The organism is Microcoleus sp. PH2017_08_TRC_O_A, assembly GCF_020738665.1.
Classification (GTDB): domain Bacteria; phylum Cyanobacteriota; class Cyanobacteriia; order Cyanobacteriales; family Microcoleaceae; genus Microcoleus.
In genome coordinates this window covers 40,999-58,449 of record NZ_JAEQCE010000067.1, presented here as the reverse complement: position 1 = coordinate 58,449, position 17,451 = coordinate 40,999, and the positions used below count along the sequence as shown (strand labels likewise).

Here is a 17,451-nt window from a genome sequence, read left to right as displayed (position 1 = left end):
TTTATGGAGGATGAAAAGATGCCTCCAAGTCTTACTATTTCGGAGATTGTCAGTAACTCAGGGAATCAACGCCACTGAGCTTGTAAGAGTAATCGAGCAAGCTGTACTGACGGGCCTCAGACTTTCGAGGTCTACGTTATTTGAGTCAGGACACTCCTTGAATGCGACGCTAGTTTTCCGCTCTGTCGCTTGTAGTTAAACAGTCTTAAAGTCACTCTCGTCAGTGCTGCAAGCCTCACAAGCTCTTATAACATTGACCGACAAGCGAACATTACCCCGCTTTCTTAGGCTCCATCAGGAGCAAACATTATGCGTACAGGGTTGTAAGGTTTGAGGTGGTAATTGTCCCATCGAAAGTACATTACAAAAGTACACCTGATCGAACAACCCCAAGGCGGTAATGGAAAGATTCAAGGCGATTGAAATCGCCTGGTCGTTTTCCTCTCAGGTCTTTCATACTCTGAGTTTCCCACTTACCTAGTGTTTTTATGAAAAATGACTCTTTAGATCTGGTCAAAAGCCTGAGCCCCAGTGCAATGGATCAGATCATGCTATATCTGGCGTTTAGCGCCATGAGAACCAGCGGACACAGGCACGGAGCGTTTTTAGACGCGGCGGCAACGGCAGCTAAGTGTGCCATTTATATGACCTATATGGAGCAGGAAAACAACCTGCGGATGACCGGACACTTGCATCACATTGAGCCTAAACGGGTGAAAGTCATCGTCGAGGAAGTCCGGGAAGCTCTGACTAAGGGAAAATTGCTGAAAATGTTGGGTTCCCAAGAACCTAGATATTTGATTCAGTTTCCTTATGTCTGGCTGGAACAGTATCCTTGGGTTCCGGGACGCCCTCGGATTCCGGGAAACAGCTTGACGGCGGATGAGAAAAAATATCTCGAAGGCAAGATTCCTCCTAATCCGCCTGACGCTCAACTGATCAATTCTTTTCAGTTTATGGAGTTGATCGAGTTTCTACATAGACGATCGCAAGAAGAAATGTCAGCAGAAAGGCGAATGCCTTTAAGCGAAGCTCTAGCAGAACACATCAAGCGCCGCTTGATCTATTCCGGAACCGTGACTCGAATTGACTCTCCTTGGGGAATGCCTTTTTATGCCCTCACCCGCGCTACTTACTCTCCCGCAGAACAGGAAGAGCGCACGTTTACGATGGTGGAGGATACGGCTAGATATTTCCGACTGATGAAGGATTGGGCGGAAAAACAACCGAAAGTCATGCGAGTTATGGAAACTTTGGATGTTCCGCCGGAACGCCTAGAACAGGCTGTTGAGGAATTAGATGAAATTATTCGTAATTGGGCCGATCGCTATCACAAGCGGGGCGAACCAACGATGATTGTACAAATGGTTTTTGGGCCAAAAGACGACGATTAGTCATTGGTTATTAGTTATTGGTTATTGGTTATTGGTTCTTGGTCATCTTCCCCCCAAGCGAAGCCGAAATGACTAATGATTAATAACTAATGTTTCTGGGCGCAGAAACCGGGTTTTTTACGACAATAATGCGTTAATGCCTGGAATTTTTGTAAAAAACCCGGTTTCTTGGGTGAGATTTCGTGCAAGCTGGACTAGGCTAAAAAAGTTCTCCAAGCGGAGGCTAGGACGATCGCTGCGATCGCTCCGATGAGTGTATTGAAAAAATTCACTACCTCGTTCGTGAGCCACTCAAACTTTGATTGCACCGTCGCACCAATCACGCTCTCGATGTTCGTAGCAATAAAAGCTGCGATTACACAAAAGACAATTCCTGTCAAGTCAATTACACCCACAGCCCAACTCACAAGAGCAATCAGGATCGATCCGACAATACCTGCGATCGTTCCTTCCAAACTTACCGCCCCTTCCGTACCCCTAGGTACAGGCTGCAAGGTAGTAATCAAAAACGTATGCTTCCCGTAAGCTTTGCCGATTTCGCTAGCGCAGGTATCGGAAAGTTTGGTGCAGAAACTCGCCGCATAGCCCAGCAACAACAAGGAAATCACATCTTGTGACACAGGCCAAATAGCATCTTGTGGCACAGGCATCTTGCCTGTGTCTCCTAAAATACCGCCTGTGTCTCCTAAAATACCGCCTGTGTCTCCTAAACCTGTGTCTCGGAAAATACATAATGCCAAAACTGCCACAGCACAAATAGCAGCGGTTAAAGCCGAACCCCAGACATTTTCCGGGCCTCGGGCGCCCGATCGCTTTTCGGCAATACCTTCAGCTTCTTTTTGGGCTTTGCCAATGCGGGTAACTCCAGATCCGACCAGAAAGTAGAACATGACCACAGCATAGCCTTGCCATCCCAAACTGCCCCAGATGATAACACCCAGCAGCCAACCGTGGAGTTGTCCAGCCGGAGTAAGCAATTTTTTGGGAGCAAGGGTGGCGATCGCGAGTAAAAATGTATTCAGGGCGATCGCCACCAACCAAGGATTAGACCAAGACAAATAATTAAAAAAGAATTCTGAGTTTTGCATAGCCTCTAGTAGCGTCTCTTATTGTTATGAACAGTCAAGTCTTATTTCATCTTGCCTTCCCCGTAACCGATATCGATCGAACCAAAGCATTCTATGTCAGCGGGCTCGGCTGCGAATTGGGTCGGGAGTCACCCAGTTCTCTCATTTTAAATCTCTGCGGCCATCAGATTGTCGCCCACGTCACCCACGAACCTCTAACACCCCAGCGCGGCATCTATCCCAGACACTTCGGCTTAGTTTTTACCTCGGAGTCTGACTGGGAAGCGCTGTTAGAAATGGCGCAGCAAAAACAGTTGAATTTTTATCAAGAATCAAGACGGCGGTTTCCAGGTTTGCCCACAGAACACCGCACCTTTTTTCTAGAAGATCCGTTTGGAAATTTGTTGGAATTTAAATATTACTGCGATCCAGAAGCAATTTTCGGTCGCAGCGAATACGCTCAAGTTGGAGATTATGTACTAGGAATCAGAGATTGTTACTAGAGATTGTTTGGGTAAATTTAGAGGGTACAATAGGAGCCTCTAGTTCTCGAACTAATGCGTTAATACTTTGAGAATCTGTCACCATTTGGCGGTGCAGCAAAACGTTGAGTTTAACTTCTTTACCTACTGGCATTTGGGAGCTGTGCGACGGTAAAATCATCACATCAAACGGCGTCCACATTGATGTAAAATTTATGCGTTTGAGCATAGTCGCATCTTGGTTCAAATCGCGCAACAAGCCACTATCGGGGCGCATATCCAGGTATCCTGGTAGGCGCAGGGAATAGGCGGTGAGGGTTCCTTTGTGGGGGGAAGATATGGTTATGAAACGCTGGACTCGGTTAATGCCTCCGAGTCGCTGGACGTAGTAGCGGCTGACGATGCCTCCCATGCTGTAGCCTACTATGTCGATCGCCTGTTCTGGATCGAACGTCTCAGAAATGTAGTCTGCCAGTTGCTTGGCTAGGGAGTCGAGGCCGAGGCTGCCGTCGTTGGGGGTGAGGTTGAGGCTGTGGACACACCATCCAAGTTGGGTGAGGCGGGCGGACATTTTGTCAAAAATAGTCTTTGTGTCCCAGATGCCGTGGATGAGAATGACGGGATTGCGATCGAGCGAACTGTTCATTTGAAAAGAAAATTGCTTGCCGATTACAGCATAAATTACTCCCCTAGGGAGTTTGACCCCGAGTAGGACAGATGGCGAATCGGCTTGAGGTATCGCTGGCCAATAGCAAATCAGTCATAAATTCTGAGATAATCGTAAATAAGTGCAAAGTTAAAACTGGCATTACTGAGTAAAAATTACTAGAAGCTCTGCATTTTTAATCAAAAAATGTAAATTTTGATTAAGAAATATAGACAAAGGTTGCCTTAGCTCGTAATCTAACTTTGTTGACAAACTTGTACAAATTTCTCTAAAAAAACAAAAGGAGTAAGTCTAATGTTTGGTTTTATCAAAAATTTCTTCGGCGGTATTTTCGGCTTTTTTGCTGGACTGTTGGGCTTGAAAAAGTCTGAATATTTCCTAGATTTGGGCGAATCTTCGGATAAAGAACCTGCGAAGGTTGCACCTGCGAAGGCTGAGCCTGTTGCAGCCGCACCGGCAAAAGTTGAGGCTGTCAAGTCTGAGAAGTCTGAACCGGCGAATAAAGCTAAGGTAGAGAAAAAGTCTAAGAAAGAAAAAGAACCAGTCGCTAGCGCTGCTGCTAAGACTTCGGAAGTGCCGAAGGTACCTGCTGCTGCAACTAACGGCAAAGTGTCGAGTCAAGCTGAACCTGTTCTGACTTTTGCTCCTAATAATTTAATGCCGACACCAACTGCAAATCGTCGCACCCCAGGCCCAAGCATGAATAATTTCCGGGAAATGGCTCGTCAGGTGAAAACCAAGTAGGAAATGGAGAATTCGCAATAGGGAATTGGGGATTGGATAATTCCAAATGCTGGGGTTGAAAAATTAAAAATGGGATTCCTCATTTTTAATTTTTAACTCTTTTTTTATTCCCTATTTCCTGGGTGTCTGAGAAAGGCTAATCCGCTGTATAGCTGGAACGCCGAGTCCCAAGGAGTTTCGGATTTGCGCTCTACTTCTACATGAGATTCGATTTTGCTTAACATATGCGTGTAATCGAGAACTGTCTCCGCAAAGGGAGTAAATTCCGACCAAACTGTAACGTCAAGCTGTTGGTCAAATATTTCTAGCAAATGATTCCAGTTAATTCTGGTGGTACTTTGAGGTATTTGTGGGGATTTTTTGACACTAGATTTTTGGTTTTTTGACTGCGGTGAAGCTACGCTAGTTGCTGAACTTTGAGTGAAGTCAACGCCTTGTTTAAATTCGTAACTTTGGTCGCAAATTCGCAGAATGCAGTTGCGGCTGGGAATGTGCAAGTCGCAGATTTGAGCGTAATCTTGGGTGATTTCTTTGTGGCGAAATTGCTCGTTTCTGCGGTTGGGCGAGTAGTCCATGATTTCCATGAACATTGGTAATAAGCCTTCTACTCTTTGGCTGACTTCTGACCAGTTAAATTCTATAGCACCGAGCCGATTTAGGTTATCTTTACAAACAACCGCTGGAGAAGAGAGAGACTGGAAGTGTTGGACTCGGAAAATTTGGATGTTTTTAATGTCGGCTAGGGTTGCCCAAAATACGGGAATTCCGGCGTTGAGAAGTTCTTGGCCGTAAATTCTGAGTTCGGCAATGGGGCCGGTTTTGTAGAGTCTCCAGCCGCGGCTTTGAATTTGCATCCGGGTTGTGTACGCGTCGATTTTGAAGATTCTGCTGATATTTTGTACGGCTGCGGGTTTGTCTTCGGGACTCACTGGTTCGAGGATGAGGAGTCCGGGTTCTAGGCTGCTGGGGTCGTTTTTGGCAGTTTCGATGGCTTGTTGGCGGAGGTTTTGTTGTGCCGTTTCAATGCGTTGAATGCCTTGGCGGGCCTGGGAAACGATTTTGGGGTTGGTGATGTCGCGGAGTATTTGTTTGTAGGTGGTTTGGGCTTTGTCGGGGTTGTTGGTGAGTTCGTAGTAACGACCGATGTAGTATTGTACCCAAGGATTTTCGGGGGATTCTTTTTGCAGTTGTTTGATGAGTTGGGCGGCTTGTTTGTAGTCTTGGCTTTCGAGGGCGGTGGCTATTTCGTGGATGTCTGTCATGGCGGTTGGGGGAATGGGTGTGTTTCTATCTTGGCTGATGTTTGGTTGGTTTTGCCAGTGATTAACAAGTTTTGCTTTGATGTTTGTGGGTAATTTTCGGCTGTTTGCAAGGATAAGATTTAGATTTTATAACCGCGGATGAACGCGGATGTGTCCTGAGAAGTGCTATATAATATTTGGGCTGGTGTTTGTTAAAGTTGATTGGAATTAATGCTGAGGGTGTATGAACCTTTGCTGGTGCGATCGAGTCCTTGAACAACTATTTTGTAAGTGCCGTTACTGGGCAATTTTACGGTTATTTGGGATTCTCTCTTGTTGACGCGAACTGCTTTGATATCTACAATTTTATTGTCACTGGGTGCGATGAGGGTGATGAAGTGCTCGAAGGATCTGCTTTTGAGGTCGATGGTGATGGATTGATTTGCATTTCCTTGGAAGCTGTGTTCGCGGTAGAAGCTGCCGTTGGGAAGGCTGGGGTCGCCGTCTTTGAGGGTTCCGCGTTGCTGTAGGAGGGAAAGGGAGGTGAGTTTTGGTCGATCGACATTTTTGAAATCTAGGCCATAATTTGTCATGGGTGTGTCAAGACCATTTCCTTCTCTGACTGTGACGATAAAGGCAGTTTGGTTTTTGGTATCTCGGACTATTTTATCAATAAAATTGGCTTGTATTTTGGGTTGATTTAAATGTTTTGGTTGGTCAAAATTGGGTTTTGATATACACAGAACCACGCCTCCATCTTGATAGCGGGCGCTGTAGAACCAATATTTTTGACCGTTAGTTGTGAATTCGTTTCTGAAGAAGATAGTGTATCTTTCAAGTTGCGGTAGTTGTTGGTTGGGGCGACAATTTTTATCGATGTTGATTTCGGTGGTTGATGGCTGTCGCTGGGCGAAAACTGCTGGGATGCTGGCGGTGGCTAAGACTGCTGAGATAATGGCGGTGATTGTGGGCGATCGCATTTTCATGAATTATACTCCCGTTTTTTGATTTTCTTTGAACCGTAGATGCACGCAAGTTAACGCAGATGTCGGAAAATTAATCTTTGTTACGATCGAGGTTTTGTTGGATTCTAAATTTTCTTATTTTTCTCGAATAACTTGATACATTCTGTCAGCCTTTGTCTGCCATTTACCTGAGTGTCTGAACCATTGAGTCTCTGAAAACTATTTAAATCTATAGATTTAATCTGATAAAGTTTATGTCCTGCGGGGCCGTCCGTGAACTCAATCACGGTGGGATGGATCATAGTGTTTTTATTGACATTACCTCGAAAACAGTAACGATAACTTGTATTTCTTTGGTAGCCAAATCCTGTGACAGTCTTCTTGGATTTCCTTAAGAATATGTACTCTTTACCGGGCTGATTTGTTTTGCTTGTTTGTCCGTAAAAGTAGTCGCCATTGGGGATGCTTTGAATGGTCGGTGTGGATTGTGCTAAGATTGGGAGGGAAGCTACACTAAAAATTAGTAAGTTGATTGTGAAGCTTAAGGGCGATCGCATTTTCATCATTGTTTATCTCTGTAAATATTTCTCTAATTCGGCTGTGCGCTGTTTAGTAGCTCGTTCCAAACACTCATTCAGAAAGCCTTGAAACCCGCTACCACCGCGATTTCTATACACTTCAAATTCGCAGCTATTATCTCGCACTTTGATCCAGCCTAACTGAGCTTCCGCAAGTAGGGCTTTCTCTTCCTTGCTCAATTTAGCAGCCAGTTGCTTGTAAACCTCGTTCAGCCGTTTATCCGAGGCTTCGTACCTTAACCTAATACAAGATCTGACTTGTGCATCTCCTTGGGGGCGATCGCAATTAATCTGTTGAGCGATCGCAGAGTGCTCAGATTGTGCGAAAACTGATGTTGTAGCTAACATTGTCAAAAGCGCGATTGACCAAAAGAGCGATCGGCTTTTCCTTAAATTTCTTTTCATTGCCCTTAAACACCTATTTTACGAATTCTCTTAACACAAGACAGATTTGATATAATAAATTTAAAACTTTTTTTTATATTTGGCGGTTCGCCCTGTCGATGGGATTGCCAAAGTATATTTGATAGCTGCATCTACCGCCGGCATATTTGACCAAATACCAATTTTGCGATCGATTTCAACTTCTAGAAGCGTCACCAGATTGTCTGTCATGATTACGGAATCAGCTAACAATCGTGTTTGCTGGCCCTCCGGTGTTGCTAGGGAAACAAAAACCCGGCTTGGGTGTCCTGCGCGGGCTAAATTGCTAGTAATCATCGCTGTAATAGTTTGTCCTAAACCAGTGCCCAGATTGTCCGCTTGAACTATCAAAACTGGACGGCGTTTCGCAGTCCGCAAATCAGCGTTGGGAAACAAAGCCAGCACTACATCACCTCGCCTATAAAGCATCGTAAGCATCCATTTCAGGTCGTTCCCAATCCTCTGCAAACCTGCTCAACCTTACCCGTAAATCTCCTGCTTGTTGCCGATCGATACCGAGAGATTGCAGCTCTACTAATCCTGATTCTGCCAGAAAAGTAACGATAACTTTCCCTTCAGTTAAGTCGCCCGGAGTTTCTAATAACACAACTTTGCCGTCTCGATATATACCCTTTACTGATTTTAACATTTTAGTTTTATGCCTAATGACTCATTGACATTTTAGCTTCGTTTACCATATCTAGCACTTCAGGGAGATATTTTTTGGGATGGGTACTTTTCAAAAGCGGCTCCTACCAAGGATAAAGCCACCATTGGTGCTGTTACCGCCCTCAAGATTCTCCTACCCAAAGAAACAGGTTCAAAACCAAACTCGATCGCCCTTTCCACTTCTCCATCAGTCCAGCCGCCCTCCGGGCCAACCGCAATCGCGATCGATTCCGGCTCTTCCTCCCCCGTTAAGAAGGGGGGCTGGGGGGGTTCTAAACCAGCTATTACAGTCGATAATTCATCCGGTTCTTTCTCCCCCCTTAGCAAGGGGATCTGGGGGGATTCTAAACCAGCCAAACAATCCCACAAATGTCGATTATCCCCGCGAGCCACACAAATATATCGATATTTTTGACAGCAATCTTTTACCGCCAAATCAAAGGAAAGAGGCTCATAAACCGTCGGCACAATTTGACGTTCCGACTGTTCCGCCGCCTCCGCAGCAATTCTTCTCCAGCGATCGACTTTTTGCGTACTTGGTTTGAGCAAAGTGCGATCGCTCGTCACGGGTACAATACTTGCCACTCCCAACTCCGCGGCCTGTCGGACAACCTCATCAAAGCCGTTTCCCTTGGGCAAAGCGGCGATCAAAGTTACTGCGACGGGAAGCTCCCTGTTAACCGCAATCTCCTCTGTTATCGAGGCAAATAACCCGGTTTCCTGCACTTCTAGAATTGCTGACCACCAATGTCCGCAGCCGTCCATTGCTATAAATCGATCGCCCGCTTGCAACCGCAACACGCGATTTAAATAATGCTGTTGTTCTTTTGTTAAGTCGATTTTGTTAGCACTAATTTGGGCTGCGGTAACTGCTAATCTTTGTAATTGAGCCATGAGATTTTGGATTGCTCGCTTTGTATTAGATTTTTTTATTTAACCGCAGAGGCCGCAGAGAACACAGAGGAAGAGAGGAAGAGAAGAGATATAGGACTTCTCAGAAAGATGAGGTATTACTGTAATTGGAGTTTTTGATGCGATCTCGCTTACTATATAATCACCATAAGAGGGCTGAAGCCCAACAACATACCTCACCTATCTGAGAAGGGCTATAGACTATTTACCCGACTTATTTCTTAGTCGGCGGAGGCCGACATTGTTTGTATAGAAGCGATTTCAATCGCCGTTTTTATGTAAAAGACCAACCAATTCAGAAACAATAAAGGCAAAGCATTTACAACCGGAATTACTTGACAAATTCAAGGTTTTTTCTGCAAATGCTCTGCCCTTATGTTACTTTGGTCTGAACTTTATCTGATGCGATCGAAAATTGACAATCGAAAATCGGCTTATCCTTCCTCCTTAATCTTCTTCAAATAAGTGGAAATTGCCTCTGTAGCTAGCTGCGTGATAGGCTTGCCCTGACGGGCTGCTTCTTCCTTGAGCTCGTTGTAGATTTCATCGCGGACGCTGATGCGACGGCGGACTTTACCACCGCCAGCAGTGGCTGTCTCGTTTTCATCGCCGTTACTAGACGTAACATCTAAATCATTAATCTCAGTTGTCATCGAGTCAGCAGATTGGTGATTGGTTACAAATTGACGGATAGATTCTAACCCAACGCGATCGCAAAAATCGCCAAAACTCTCGCTTTGTTGCCGTTTTTGCTTGAAATAAACAAAAATTGGCTCGAAAAAAGCTTCAAAATCATTGACGTGCAGCTTTTCCTCAATGGGTTTTGCCAGCCGGGTTTGTGAGGGAGAACCGCCCAGCCAAATCTGGTAAGATTCCGGGAAACTCCCAACAAATCCCAATTCTGCCATATAAGGGCGAGCGCATCCATTGGGGCAGCCAGTCATCCGCACTACAAAATGCTCGTCTGGTAAGCCAACTTTGGTCAAAATCGCCCGAATCCGCTCTAAAATGCCGGGAATCGCGCGCTCGGACTCGGTAATCGCTAGCCCGCACGTGGGAAATGCCGGACAAGCCATAGAATAACGTACTAAGGGGTCGATCGCAGTTTCCGCTTGAATGCCGCGGCGATCGAGTATTCCCTGAATTTCTGATTTGATATCCGGCGAAATATCGTAAATCGTCACGTTTTGGTGCGGTGTCACCAGCAGAGGCAAATTGTACTTCTGCACGATTTCCCGCAAAGCTGTTTTTAGCTGAAACGAGCCTTCATCCTTAATCCGGCCGTTTTCTACGGAAATGCCGACAAACAGTTTGCCGTCGCCTTGTTCGTGCCAGCCCAAGAAATCAAAATACTTCCACTCAGGCAGAGGTTTAAACGCTTCTAGCGGTTTGCCAAAATATTCGGCTACTTTTTCTTGGAACCACTTGACGCCTTTGTCGTTAATCAGGTATTTGAGTCGGGCGTGTCGTCTGTCTGTGCGATCGCCAAAATCTCTTTGGGTTGCTACAATTGCCTTGACCAAATTGTAAACATCATCCTTGGCAACATAGCAAATCTCGTCCGCAACGCGAGCAAAAGTTTCTTCTTTATTGTGAGTGCGGCCCAAACCGCCGCCGGCAAACACGTCAAAACCTTGCAACTCGCCAGCTTCATTGGTAATTACCACCAAGCTCAAATCCTGAGAGTACAAGTCTATTGAATTGTCTCCCGGTACAGTAACAGAACACTTGAACTTGCGCGGCATATAATGCTCGCCGTAAATCGGCTCTTCCTTGTCGTCGCTAAAGATTGTGCCGTTCGCGTTTTGCTGTCTGGCAGCTTTCACTGCGGGGTCTTCCTCAGCGGAAATAGCCTTTTCGCCATCGAGCCAAATTTCGTAATAAGCACCGGTTTGCGGTGTCAGCAAATCGGCGACATTGTTGGCGTATTGCAAAGCATACTGGTATTCTGGGCGATTTTTGTAAGGTGCTGGCGGTGCCATGACGTTGCGGTTCAAGTCGCCGCAAGCTCCCAAGGTTGACCCCATATTTTTAATAATTGAGGAAAACACTGCTTTAAGATTTTTTTTCAGCACGCCGTGAATTTGGAAACCTTGGCGGGTTGTGACGCGCAGCGTGTGGTTGCCGTATTCTTCTGATAGCTTGTCTAACGCCAAGAATAGCTGGGGTGGAACTAACCCGCCGGGATTGCGGGTGCGGAGCATGAACTGATAGTCTTTTTCTTGTCCTTTAACTCGATTGTCGCGGTTGTCTTGTTGGTACGAGCCGTGAAATTTGAGAATCTGAATCCCGTCTTCGGTGAAGTGGGTTGTTTCTTGTAACAGTTCAGTCGCAACGGGTTCTCGTAAATAGTTGCTGCGTTCTTTGAGACCTTCTGATTTCGAGGGCTTGCGCGCCGCAGCGGTTGAATTGGTAGATGTGATCATGGGAATGTATAGTGCCAGTTATAATTAGATAAAGGTCGATCGAATATTTCTTGACAATTGGACAGTTGACAAATTTGCACTTGACAAATTTCCTCAGAAATGCTGTGGCGGATCTGTTGACAACCCGGTTAAGAACTAAGTTAATAACGGTAATCCGGTAGGAATTCTGATGTTGTTCTATTTTAACACGTTCGAGCCCGGGCCCCAAAAATTGTAATTAAGAGTTTATACTTTGGCTAGCTTAACTGCTGGAAACTTTAGAAATAATTAACCTCAACCTTTAAAACTATGTCACTGTATGACGAAGACACCTTTGTGGTATTAGAAACAAACCAGCCGGAGCAGTTTTTGACGGCGGTGGAACTATTAGAAAAGCTGAAAGCGGTCTTATCCCAGGAACACGAAGATTTGCCGGCTGATGTGGTAAAATTTCCTTCGGTGGAAGCTCAAGCTAAGTATTTAATTGATACTTATTGTGAATTAGATGTCGGGCCTGGAAAGTTTTTGCAGTGGTATGCAGTGCGTTTAGAAAAATAATTTTGGGAATCGGGCATTGGGCATTGGGCATTGGGCATTGGGCATTGGGCATCAAGAATTGGTTATTACAACCAACAAGTAACAAATAACAAATAACAAGTAACAAGTAACAACAAACAAAAATAACCAACAACTAACTCATGCCCTATGCCCTATGCTCCATGCCCCATGCCCAATTCCCAATTAATCTTCTAACTGTTGAACAGATGATACTTCAACGGCGGTAACATCGATCGTACCGGGCGGAGTCAAACGGCTAAAATGACCTTCCTCTATTTTCAAAGGTTCGCCACAATTAGCACACTGAAACTGAGTTTGATTTAAAGCTGTGAATTCGTACTGACAAACAGGACACTTGTCTTCAATTAAATTGCGTTTCAGCCACCACTGAAGCGCGAAAAATCCCACCACAGGTGTTAGCAGCAACAAACCTACTACAATCAATAATGATTTAACTACCCAACCCAAACCAATTGACACCAACACGCAGGCGATGCCCAGCAATATCAGCCAATTGCTAATACGGGGTAAGTTTAAAGAGATTTTGGGGGTGCCTTGGTTCACGGTGGTCTCCTTTGGTGTCTTTTCAGGTAGGCATAACTCTATCAGTTGACAGTTGACAGTTGACAGTTGACAGTTACTGTACGGGAATCAAATTGTACTAATAAATTTAGATAGTGTTTGAGCTAATTTTCCTATTATACATTGAGAAACTGCCCTCTACGTCATAAATTAATCTGGGCGATCTATCTGAAAAATCCCAATTAGAGATTGACAAAGGGATTGAAAACTGAACGCTGCGAGGGTTTGTTCCCTCAACCAATGCCGATCGCACTTTTTATCTTTTCCTCGCAGCATTTCCACACAAGCAACCGCTACTGCTGCCGGATCTCGGTGAGGAACTCGCCATCCCAGTTTACCATCTTGCAGCGGATCGGCAGATCCGTCCGCGTCCCCGGCGAGCACTGGTATTCCGCAAGCTAAAGCTTCCAAATACACTATACCGAAGCCTTCCTGGGAGGGCATTACATAAGCATCGGCTAACTGATAATGTGCTGCTAAATCTGCTGTCGGTACAAAACCCGCAAATATAACTCTTTCGGCAACTCCCAAATCGGTGGCGAGTTTTGCTAATCTAGGGCGATCGTCCCCGCGTCCAATAACCAAGTATTTCACATTGGGAAAACTTTTGGCAATTTCCGGCAAAGCTTGAATTGTGACATCGACGCCTTTGTAACTATCGGTCGATCGCAATCGGGCTACAGTCATCAATATTTTAGCACCAGTCAGATCGTACTTTTCTAATAAATGCAGCGGTTTGGGGCCGATAGTAAATATTTTTTCATCTACAGTACAAGGCACTATTTGGAATTTCTCGGGATTTAAGTTGTTGAGTTCGCAAGTGCGATCGCGCGTGTACCTGCTAATCGTCCAAATGCGATCGGCTTGTCTCATTGCTATTTGATATTTTAGCGGAAGTGTTTCCCAAACTTCCTTGCCGTAAGTTAAAATCGTGTAGGGAATTCCCAACGGCTGGCATAATGTTTTAATGAGCGGTGCAAGTTTGATGTGACCGCAGAAAACCCGTTGAGGTCGTTTTTGCACCAAGCAGGTTAGCAATTTGGTGGCAAACTTAAAACGGCCAAGCCAAGCGGGATCAGTTTTTAGGTAAGAGAATTTGAGATTTTTGGACTCGAAGGGATTGTGACAATCTGGCCCATCTCGCAACAGCAAAACTTCTGCTTGTGGCGGAAAGTTTTTGGCTGCGGTTAGTGACAAATAAGCTTTCAGGATGTCTTGAATGTAGGATTGAATCCCGCCTTCGCTGGAAAATATTTCTAGGAAACAGAATAGGTGATTTGTCGATCGCATTTTTATTTAGATTTGATAGATAAGAAGACGGGCGCGGTTGAAACCGCGTCTATACAAGCGAAACCCGCCTCCGCGGGTTGAAGATAAAAGACACGGCGGTTGAAACCGCGCCTATACAAGCGAAACCCGCCTCCGCGGGTTGAAGATAAAAGACACAGCGATTGAAATTACGTTATTCTCTTTAGTCGGCGTCCGGCGGACATCGTTTGTTTGGCGTGCGGTTTCAACCGTACGTCCTATCTTAACTTTCATCTGGGCCCTAACTTTCATGTCGCCCAAAAAACAAAAAGCCCCTAAACATCGCTGGTTAGGGGAGAAAATTATCAGGGTGCATCTACTAATGTGGTTAGTATAGCATCCTTTTGTGGGGTGTCACCCATCATGGGTGACACCAACGCAGTTTTTTCGATGAGAATAAATTATATTTGAGGTGCTAAATGATTGCCAAAGCTTGTATGTCCGATCGCATTGTCGCTGTTAACCTAAGATAGGACTGACGCAAAAATCCTCAGAAAGCCTGTAGATTCGTAGATTTATGCTCGCGAAAGCCGATATTTTTCCAGAAATCGGGTTGGCGATCGGCAAGTCCTATATTATTTAAAATAAATCCGTGCTAGACCTCAAATTAATCCGAGAAAATCCGCAAGCCGTACAAGAGGGCCTCAACACTCGCGGAGGCAATCACGAAATCGAGCCAATTCTGCAACTAGACAAACAGCAGCGGGAGTTGGAAGGTAAGCGATCGCAACTGCAAGCCCGCAGCAACGAAATAGCCAAACTCATCGGGCAAAAAAGAAAATCGGGTTTACCCCTCGAATCTCCCGAAATTCAGACTCTGCAAGCCGAAGGTAACGAAGTCGGCACGCAGTCGAACGAATTGCAAGCACAGGAAAAAGACTTAAAAGCTCAAATAGAAGCTCTATTGTTACCATTGCCGAACTTGCCCGGTAAGTCAACTCCGTTAGGCAAAAATGAAGATGAAAACATCGAAATCCGGCGCTGGGGAGACGAATACATTCCCCAAAATCCCGAGATTTTGCCCCACTGGGAAATCGGCGAAAAATTAGGAATTATCAACTTTGAACGGGCAGTAAAAATCGCTAGTCCCCGCTTTGTCACGTTAGTTGGCGCAGGTGCAGCCCTGGAAAGAGCGATTATTCAATTCATGCTCGATCGCCATACCAAAGCTGGTTATATAGAAGTAATTCCCCCACTTTTAGTTAATACCGAATCCCTCACTGCTACAGGTCAATTGCCGAAATTTGCTGAAGAAAGTTTTAAGTGCGATCAAGACGATTTATGGTTAATTCCTACTTCTGAAGTTCCGGTGGTGAATTTGTACCGAGGTGAAATCTTGACAGCAGAACAGTTGCCAGTTTATCACTGTTCTTTCACTCCTTGTTTTCGCCGGGAAGCGGGAAGTTACGGCAAAGATACGCGGGGATTGATTCGGTTGCACCAATTTAATAAGGTGGAATTGGTAAAACTGGTGCATCCGAGTACCTCGGAAGCTGAGCACGAAAAGCTCGTGCAGGATGCTGAGGGTGTTTTGCAGGCGCTGAAATTGCCTTATCGGGCGATCGAGCTTTGTACCGGTGACTTAGGTTTCGCGGCCGCAAAAACCTACGATTTAGAGGTGTGGCTGCCTTCTGCGGGCAAATACCGCGAGATTTCGAGTTGTTCCAATGTCGCAGATTTTCAAGCGCGGCGGGCAAATATTCGGTTTAAAGAAGCGGGGAAAAAAGGTACTCAATTCGTGCACGCGCTTAACGGTTCCGGTTTAGCTGTGGGGCGGACAATGGCGGCTATTTTGGAGAATTACCAGCAGCCGGATGGGACGGTAAAAGTGCCGGAAGTTCTCCAATCTTATCTCGGTCGCGAGGTTTTGTAAACTACGAAGACACGGCGGTTGAAACCGCGTCTATACAGACAAAACCCGCCTCCGCGGGTTGAAGACAAAGGCGGTTGCGAGGTATTGTAAACTACGAAGACACGGCGGTTGAAACCGCGTCTATACAGACAAAACCCGCCTCCGCGGGTTGAAGGCAAAGGCGGTTGAAATTAGGCGATCTTCTTGAGTCCGCGGAGGCGGACATTGTTTGTGTAGGCGCGGTTTCAACCGCCGACTCAAACGGGGTTTCTGACTTACAAATTTTTTAGTGCTTCCTTGATATCCAGCGCCAAAAATCTATCCAACGCTAAATACATCCAATAAAGAGATAACTGAGCATCACTGTTAGTCTTTTGAAACCCCAAAGCATAGGACATTTTTTCATAGCTGGGGTGAATAATTAACGTGTACAAGTCGCAAAGATTGGGAAAATCTGTTTGGATTTCTACTAAAATTTTTTGTACATCCTCAATCAAAGTAATTCGGTATTCTTCTAAATATTTCGGATCGATTACCCAACAGCGGACAAACACTGACTGGCAATTCCGATCTCCTGGTAGCGCCATCTTGAAAGGATCGATATCAGAAACAGAACTTAAATGCAGGCTTTTGCTGGGAGCACTAAAAAAATTAACATCCGATTCGCTAGCGGTAGGATAGAGTAAATAAAATCCGACTGGATTGAGATTGTCACAGCGACGCAAAACTCGCATTCCTTTTGAATATTGAGCAGCCGAAAGCCGAATAACTTTAGCAATCTTTTGGGGAACTGCGTTGGTGCTGCGGTTCATCCAGTTATAATAGCTTGCTAGTAAATTAGCGACGGGGATTGCATCGCACCGAGGGTTAAAATCATCTAATTTTAGTTTGACTGAATTTTCGGGCTTCGGGGGATCTAAAATTTCTGGGATGGGTTGAATTTGAATTGCTGTAGCGTTTCCGTCAAAGTGTTTTTCGATCAATCCGAGTGCTTCTAGTTTATCTAACATCATTCCGGCGGCGCGATCGCTCCCGCGATCGGAATCCGAGTAAAATAGTTCTGCTGCTTCCCGGTGAGTGCACTGCACTTCTGTGGCTGGTAATTCCAGTTTAGTCAGCGGCGGTTTGACGCGGGGCTGGCTTTCCTGAAGCTGTTTCACTGATAAGTAAATCCAAAGCCTGACAAAGCATTCAGCCCTAGTGCGAGTGACGCCTACTCGTTTCATCAATAGCGAAACAGCGGCGCGGCGCTGAGATTGAGAATACCAACTATCTAGTTTTGCAATATCCATTTCAGTCGGGAAGCAGGGAAGGAACTCTAGTTATATTTTGGCTTAATTTTACAAAAAACTTCACCCCGCTTCATGTTACTTGTTGCCGCTGTTGCTGAACTTGTCTGATTTCCCCTGACTCTACAATACAACTGGTTGCTCCTTGCAGGTTCAGTGCTTCACAAAGCACAATCAATTTTAGATATTTTCAGGCTTGATTTAAGTATGTCGTTGAACAGTTGACAGTTGACAGTTGACAGTTGACAGTTTGAGAGCGGCCTCTACCCTTAAGTCCGAGGATTGGAGTAATGAATAGTCTGATTTTAATTTCTC

At 45.3% G+C, this 17,451-nt stretch carries 18 protein-coding genes; 5 read left to right on the top strand and 13 right to left on the bottom strand.

Translation table 11 applies throughout. The features are described from left to right. Window positions 1-488: 488 nt before the first annotated feature. On the top strand, window positions 489-1,394 hold the full coding sequence (hetR, locus tag JGK22_RS22165; RefSeq protein WP_293181922.1) for a heterocyst differentiation master regulator HetR: 906 nt from the start codon (window positions 489-491) through the stop codon (window positions 1,392-1,394). A gap of 194 nt (window positions 1,395-1,588) precedes the next feature. Here the strand turns inward: hetR and JGK22_RS22160 are convergent, their stop codons facing one another. Then, a complete protein-coding gene (locus tag JGK22_RS22160) occupies window positions 1,589-2,482 on the bottom strand; it encodes a TIGR00297 family protein (RefSeq protein WP_293313680.1) in 894 nt (297 codons plus the stop codon). 26 nt (window positions 2,483-2,508) lie between these two features. On the opposite strand from JGK22_RS22160, the gene JGK22_RS22155 reads away from it, so the two are divergent. Beyond that, entirely contained in the window at window positions 2,509-2,964 is a 456-nt protein-coding gene (locus JGK22_RS22155) for a VOC family protein (protein ID WP_293181918.1), read from the top strand. On the opposite strand, the gene JGK22_RS22150 is transcribed toward JGK22_RS22155, so the two are convergent. Next, window positions 2,948-3,589, bottom strand: a complete 642-nt coding sequence (locus JGK22_RS22150) for an alpha/beta fold hydrolase (protein ID WP_293181916.1) — start codon at window positions 3,587-3,589, stop codon at window positions 2,948-2,950. The two genes, JGK22_RS22155 and JGK22_RS22150, sit on opposite strands and share 17 nt — an antisense overlap. Window positions 3,590-3,904: 315 nt before the next feature. Here JGK22_RS22150 and JGK22_RS22145 point away from each other — a divergent pair, with 315 nt between their 5' ends. Continuing rightward, complete coding sequence (locus tag JGK22_RS22145; RefSeq protein ID WP_293181914.1) at window positions 3,905-4,354, top strand: hypothetical protein; 450 nt, start codon at window positions 3,905-3,907, stop codon at window positions 4,352-4,354. Between the two features lie 104 nt (window positions 4,355-4,458). On the opposite strand, the gene JGK22_RS22140 is transcribed toward JGK22_RS22145, so the two are convergent. The 8 genes from JGK22_RS22140 to sir all read right to left on the bottom strand — a co-directional run bounded on the left by JGK22_RS22140 (window position 4,459) and on the right by sir (window position 11,568). Then, window positions 4,459-5,616, bottom strand: a complete 1,158-nt coding sequence (locus JGK22_RS22140) for a tetratricopeptide repeat protein (RefSeq protein WP_293224787.1) — start codon at window positions 5,614-5,616, stop codon at window positions 4,459-4,461. 191 nt (window positions 5,617-5,807) lie between these two features. Continuing rightward, the gene (locus JGK22_RS22135) at window positions 5,808-6,581 is read right to left on the bottom strand and encodes a PPC domain-containing protein (RefSeq protein ID WP_293191689.1); all 774 of its coding nucleotides are present in this window, start codon (window positions 6,579-6,581) and stop codon (window positions 5,808-5,810) included. A gap of 104 nt (window positions 6,582-6,685) precedes the next feature. Further along, window positions 6,686-7,126: a hypothetical protein gene (locus JGK22_RS22130; RefSeq protein ID WP_293181908.1), complete on the bottom strand. Its 441-nt coding sequence runs from the start codon at window positions 7,124-7,126 to the stop codon at window positions 6,686-6,688. Between the two features lie 3 nt (window positions 7,127-7,129). Continuing rightward, window positions 7,130-7,486, bottom strand: coding sequence for a lysozyme inhibitor LprI family protein (locus tag JGK22_RS22125; protein ID WP_293181906.1), 357 nt, complete (start codon window positions 7,484-7,486; stop codon window positions 7,130-7,132). A gap of 117 nt (window positions 7,487-7,603) precedes the next feature. Further along, complete coding sequence (locus JGK22_RS22120; protein ID WP_293191687.1) at window positions 7,604-7,990, bottom strand: type II toxin-antitoxin system PemK/MazF family toxin; 387 nt, start codon at window positions 7,988-7,990, stop codon at window positions 7,604-7,606. Then, on the bottom strand, window positions 7,980-8,210 hold the full coding sequence (locus JGK22_RS22115) for a hypothetical protein (protein WP_293181902.1): 231 nt from the start codon (window positions 8,208-8,210) through the stop codon (window positions 7,980-7,982). The genes JGK22_RS22120 and JGK22_RS22115 overlap by 11 nt, the downstream gene beginning before the upstream one ends. 59 nt (window positions 8,211-8,269) lie before the next feature. Beyond that, the gene (locus JGK22_RS22110; RefSeq protein WP_293313677.1) at window positions 8,270-9,124 is read right to left on the bottom strand and encodes an RsmE family RNA methyltransferase; all 855 of its coding nucleotides are present in this window, start codon (window positions 9,122-9,124) and stop codon (window positions 8,270-8,272) included. Window positions 9,125-9,576: 452 nt separating this feature from the next. Continuing rightward, a complete protein-coding gene (gene sir, locus JGK22_RS22105; protein ID WP_293212060.1) occupies window positions 9,577-11,568 on the bottom strand; it encodes a sulfite reductase, ferredoxin dependent in 1,992 nt (663 codons plus the stop codon). Window positions 11,569-11,856: 288 nt separating this feature from the next. On the opposite strand from sir, the gene JGK22_RS22100 reads away from it, so the two are divergent. After that, the gene (locus JGK22_RS22100) at window positions 11,857-12,105 is read left to right on the top strand and encodes a chlororespiratory reduction protein 7 (protein WP_293181897.1); all 249 of its coding nucleotides are present in this window, start codon (window positions 11,857-11,859) and stop codon (window positions 12,103-12,105) included. A 183-nt stretch (window positions 12,106-12,288) separates the two neighbouring features. Here the strand turns inward: JGK22_RS22100 and JGK22_RS22095 are convergent, their stop codons facing one another. After that, on the bottom strand, window positions 12,289-12,669 hold the full coding sequence (locus JGK22_RS22095) for a hypothetical protein (protein WP_293212062.1): 381 nt from the start codon (window positions 12,667-12,669) through the stop codon (window positions 12,289-12,291). Between the two features lie 168 nt (window positions 12,670-12,837). Continuing rightward, window positions 12,838-13,977 carry a glycosyltransferase family 4 protein gene (locus JGK22_RS22090; RefSeq protein WP_293218525.1) on the bottom strand — a complete coding sequence of 380 codons (1,140 nt, stop codon included), beginning with the start codon at window positions 13,975-13,977 and terminating at the stop codon, window positions 12,838-12,840. 610 nt (window positions 13,978-14,587) lie between these two features. Between JGK22_RS22090 and serS the strand changes: the two genes are divergently transcribed. After that, entirely contained in the window at window positions 14,588-15,868 is a 1,281-nt protein-coding gene (gene serS, locus JGK22_RS22085) for a serine--tRNA ligase (protein ID WP_293181893.1), read from the top strand. Between the two features lie 254 nt (window positions 15,869-16,122). On the opposite strand, the gene JGK22_RS22080 is transcribed toward serS, so the two are convergent. After that, window positions 16,123-17,139, bottom strand: a complete 1,017-nt coding sequence (locus JGK22_RS22080; protein ID WP_293181891.1) for a hypothetical protein — start codon at window positions 17,137-17,139, stop codon at window positions 16,123-16,125. Window positions 17,140-17,451: the final 312 nt, after the last annotated feature.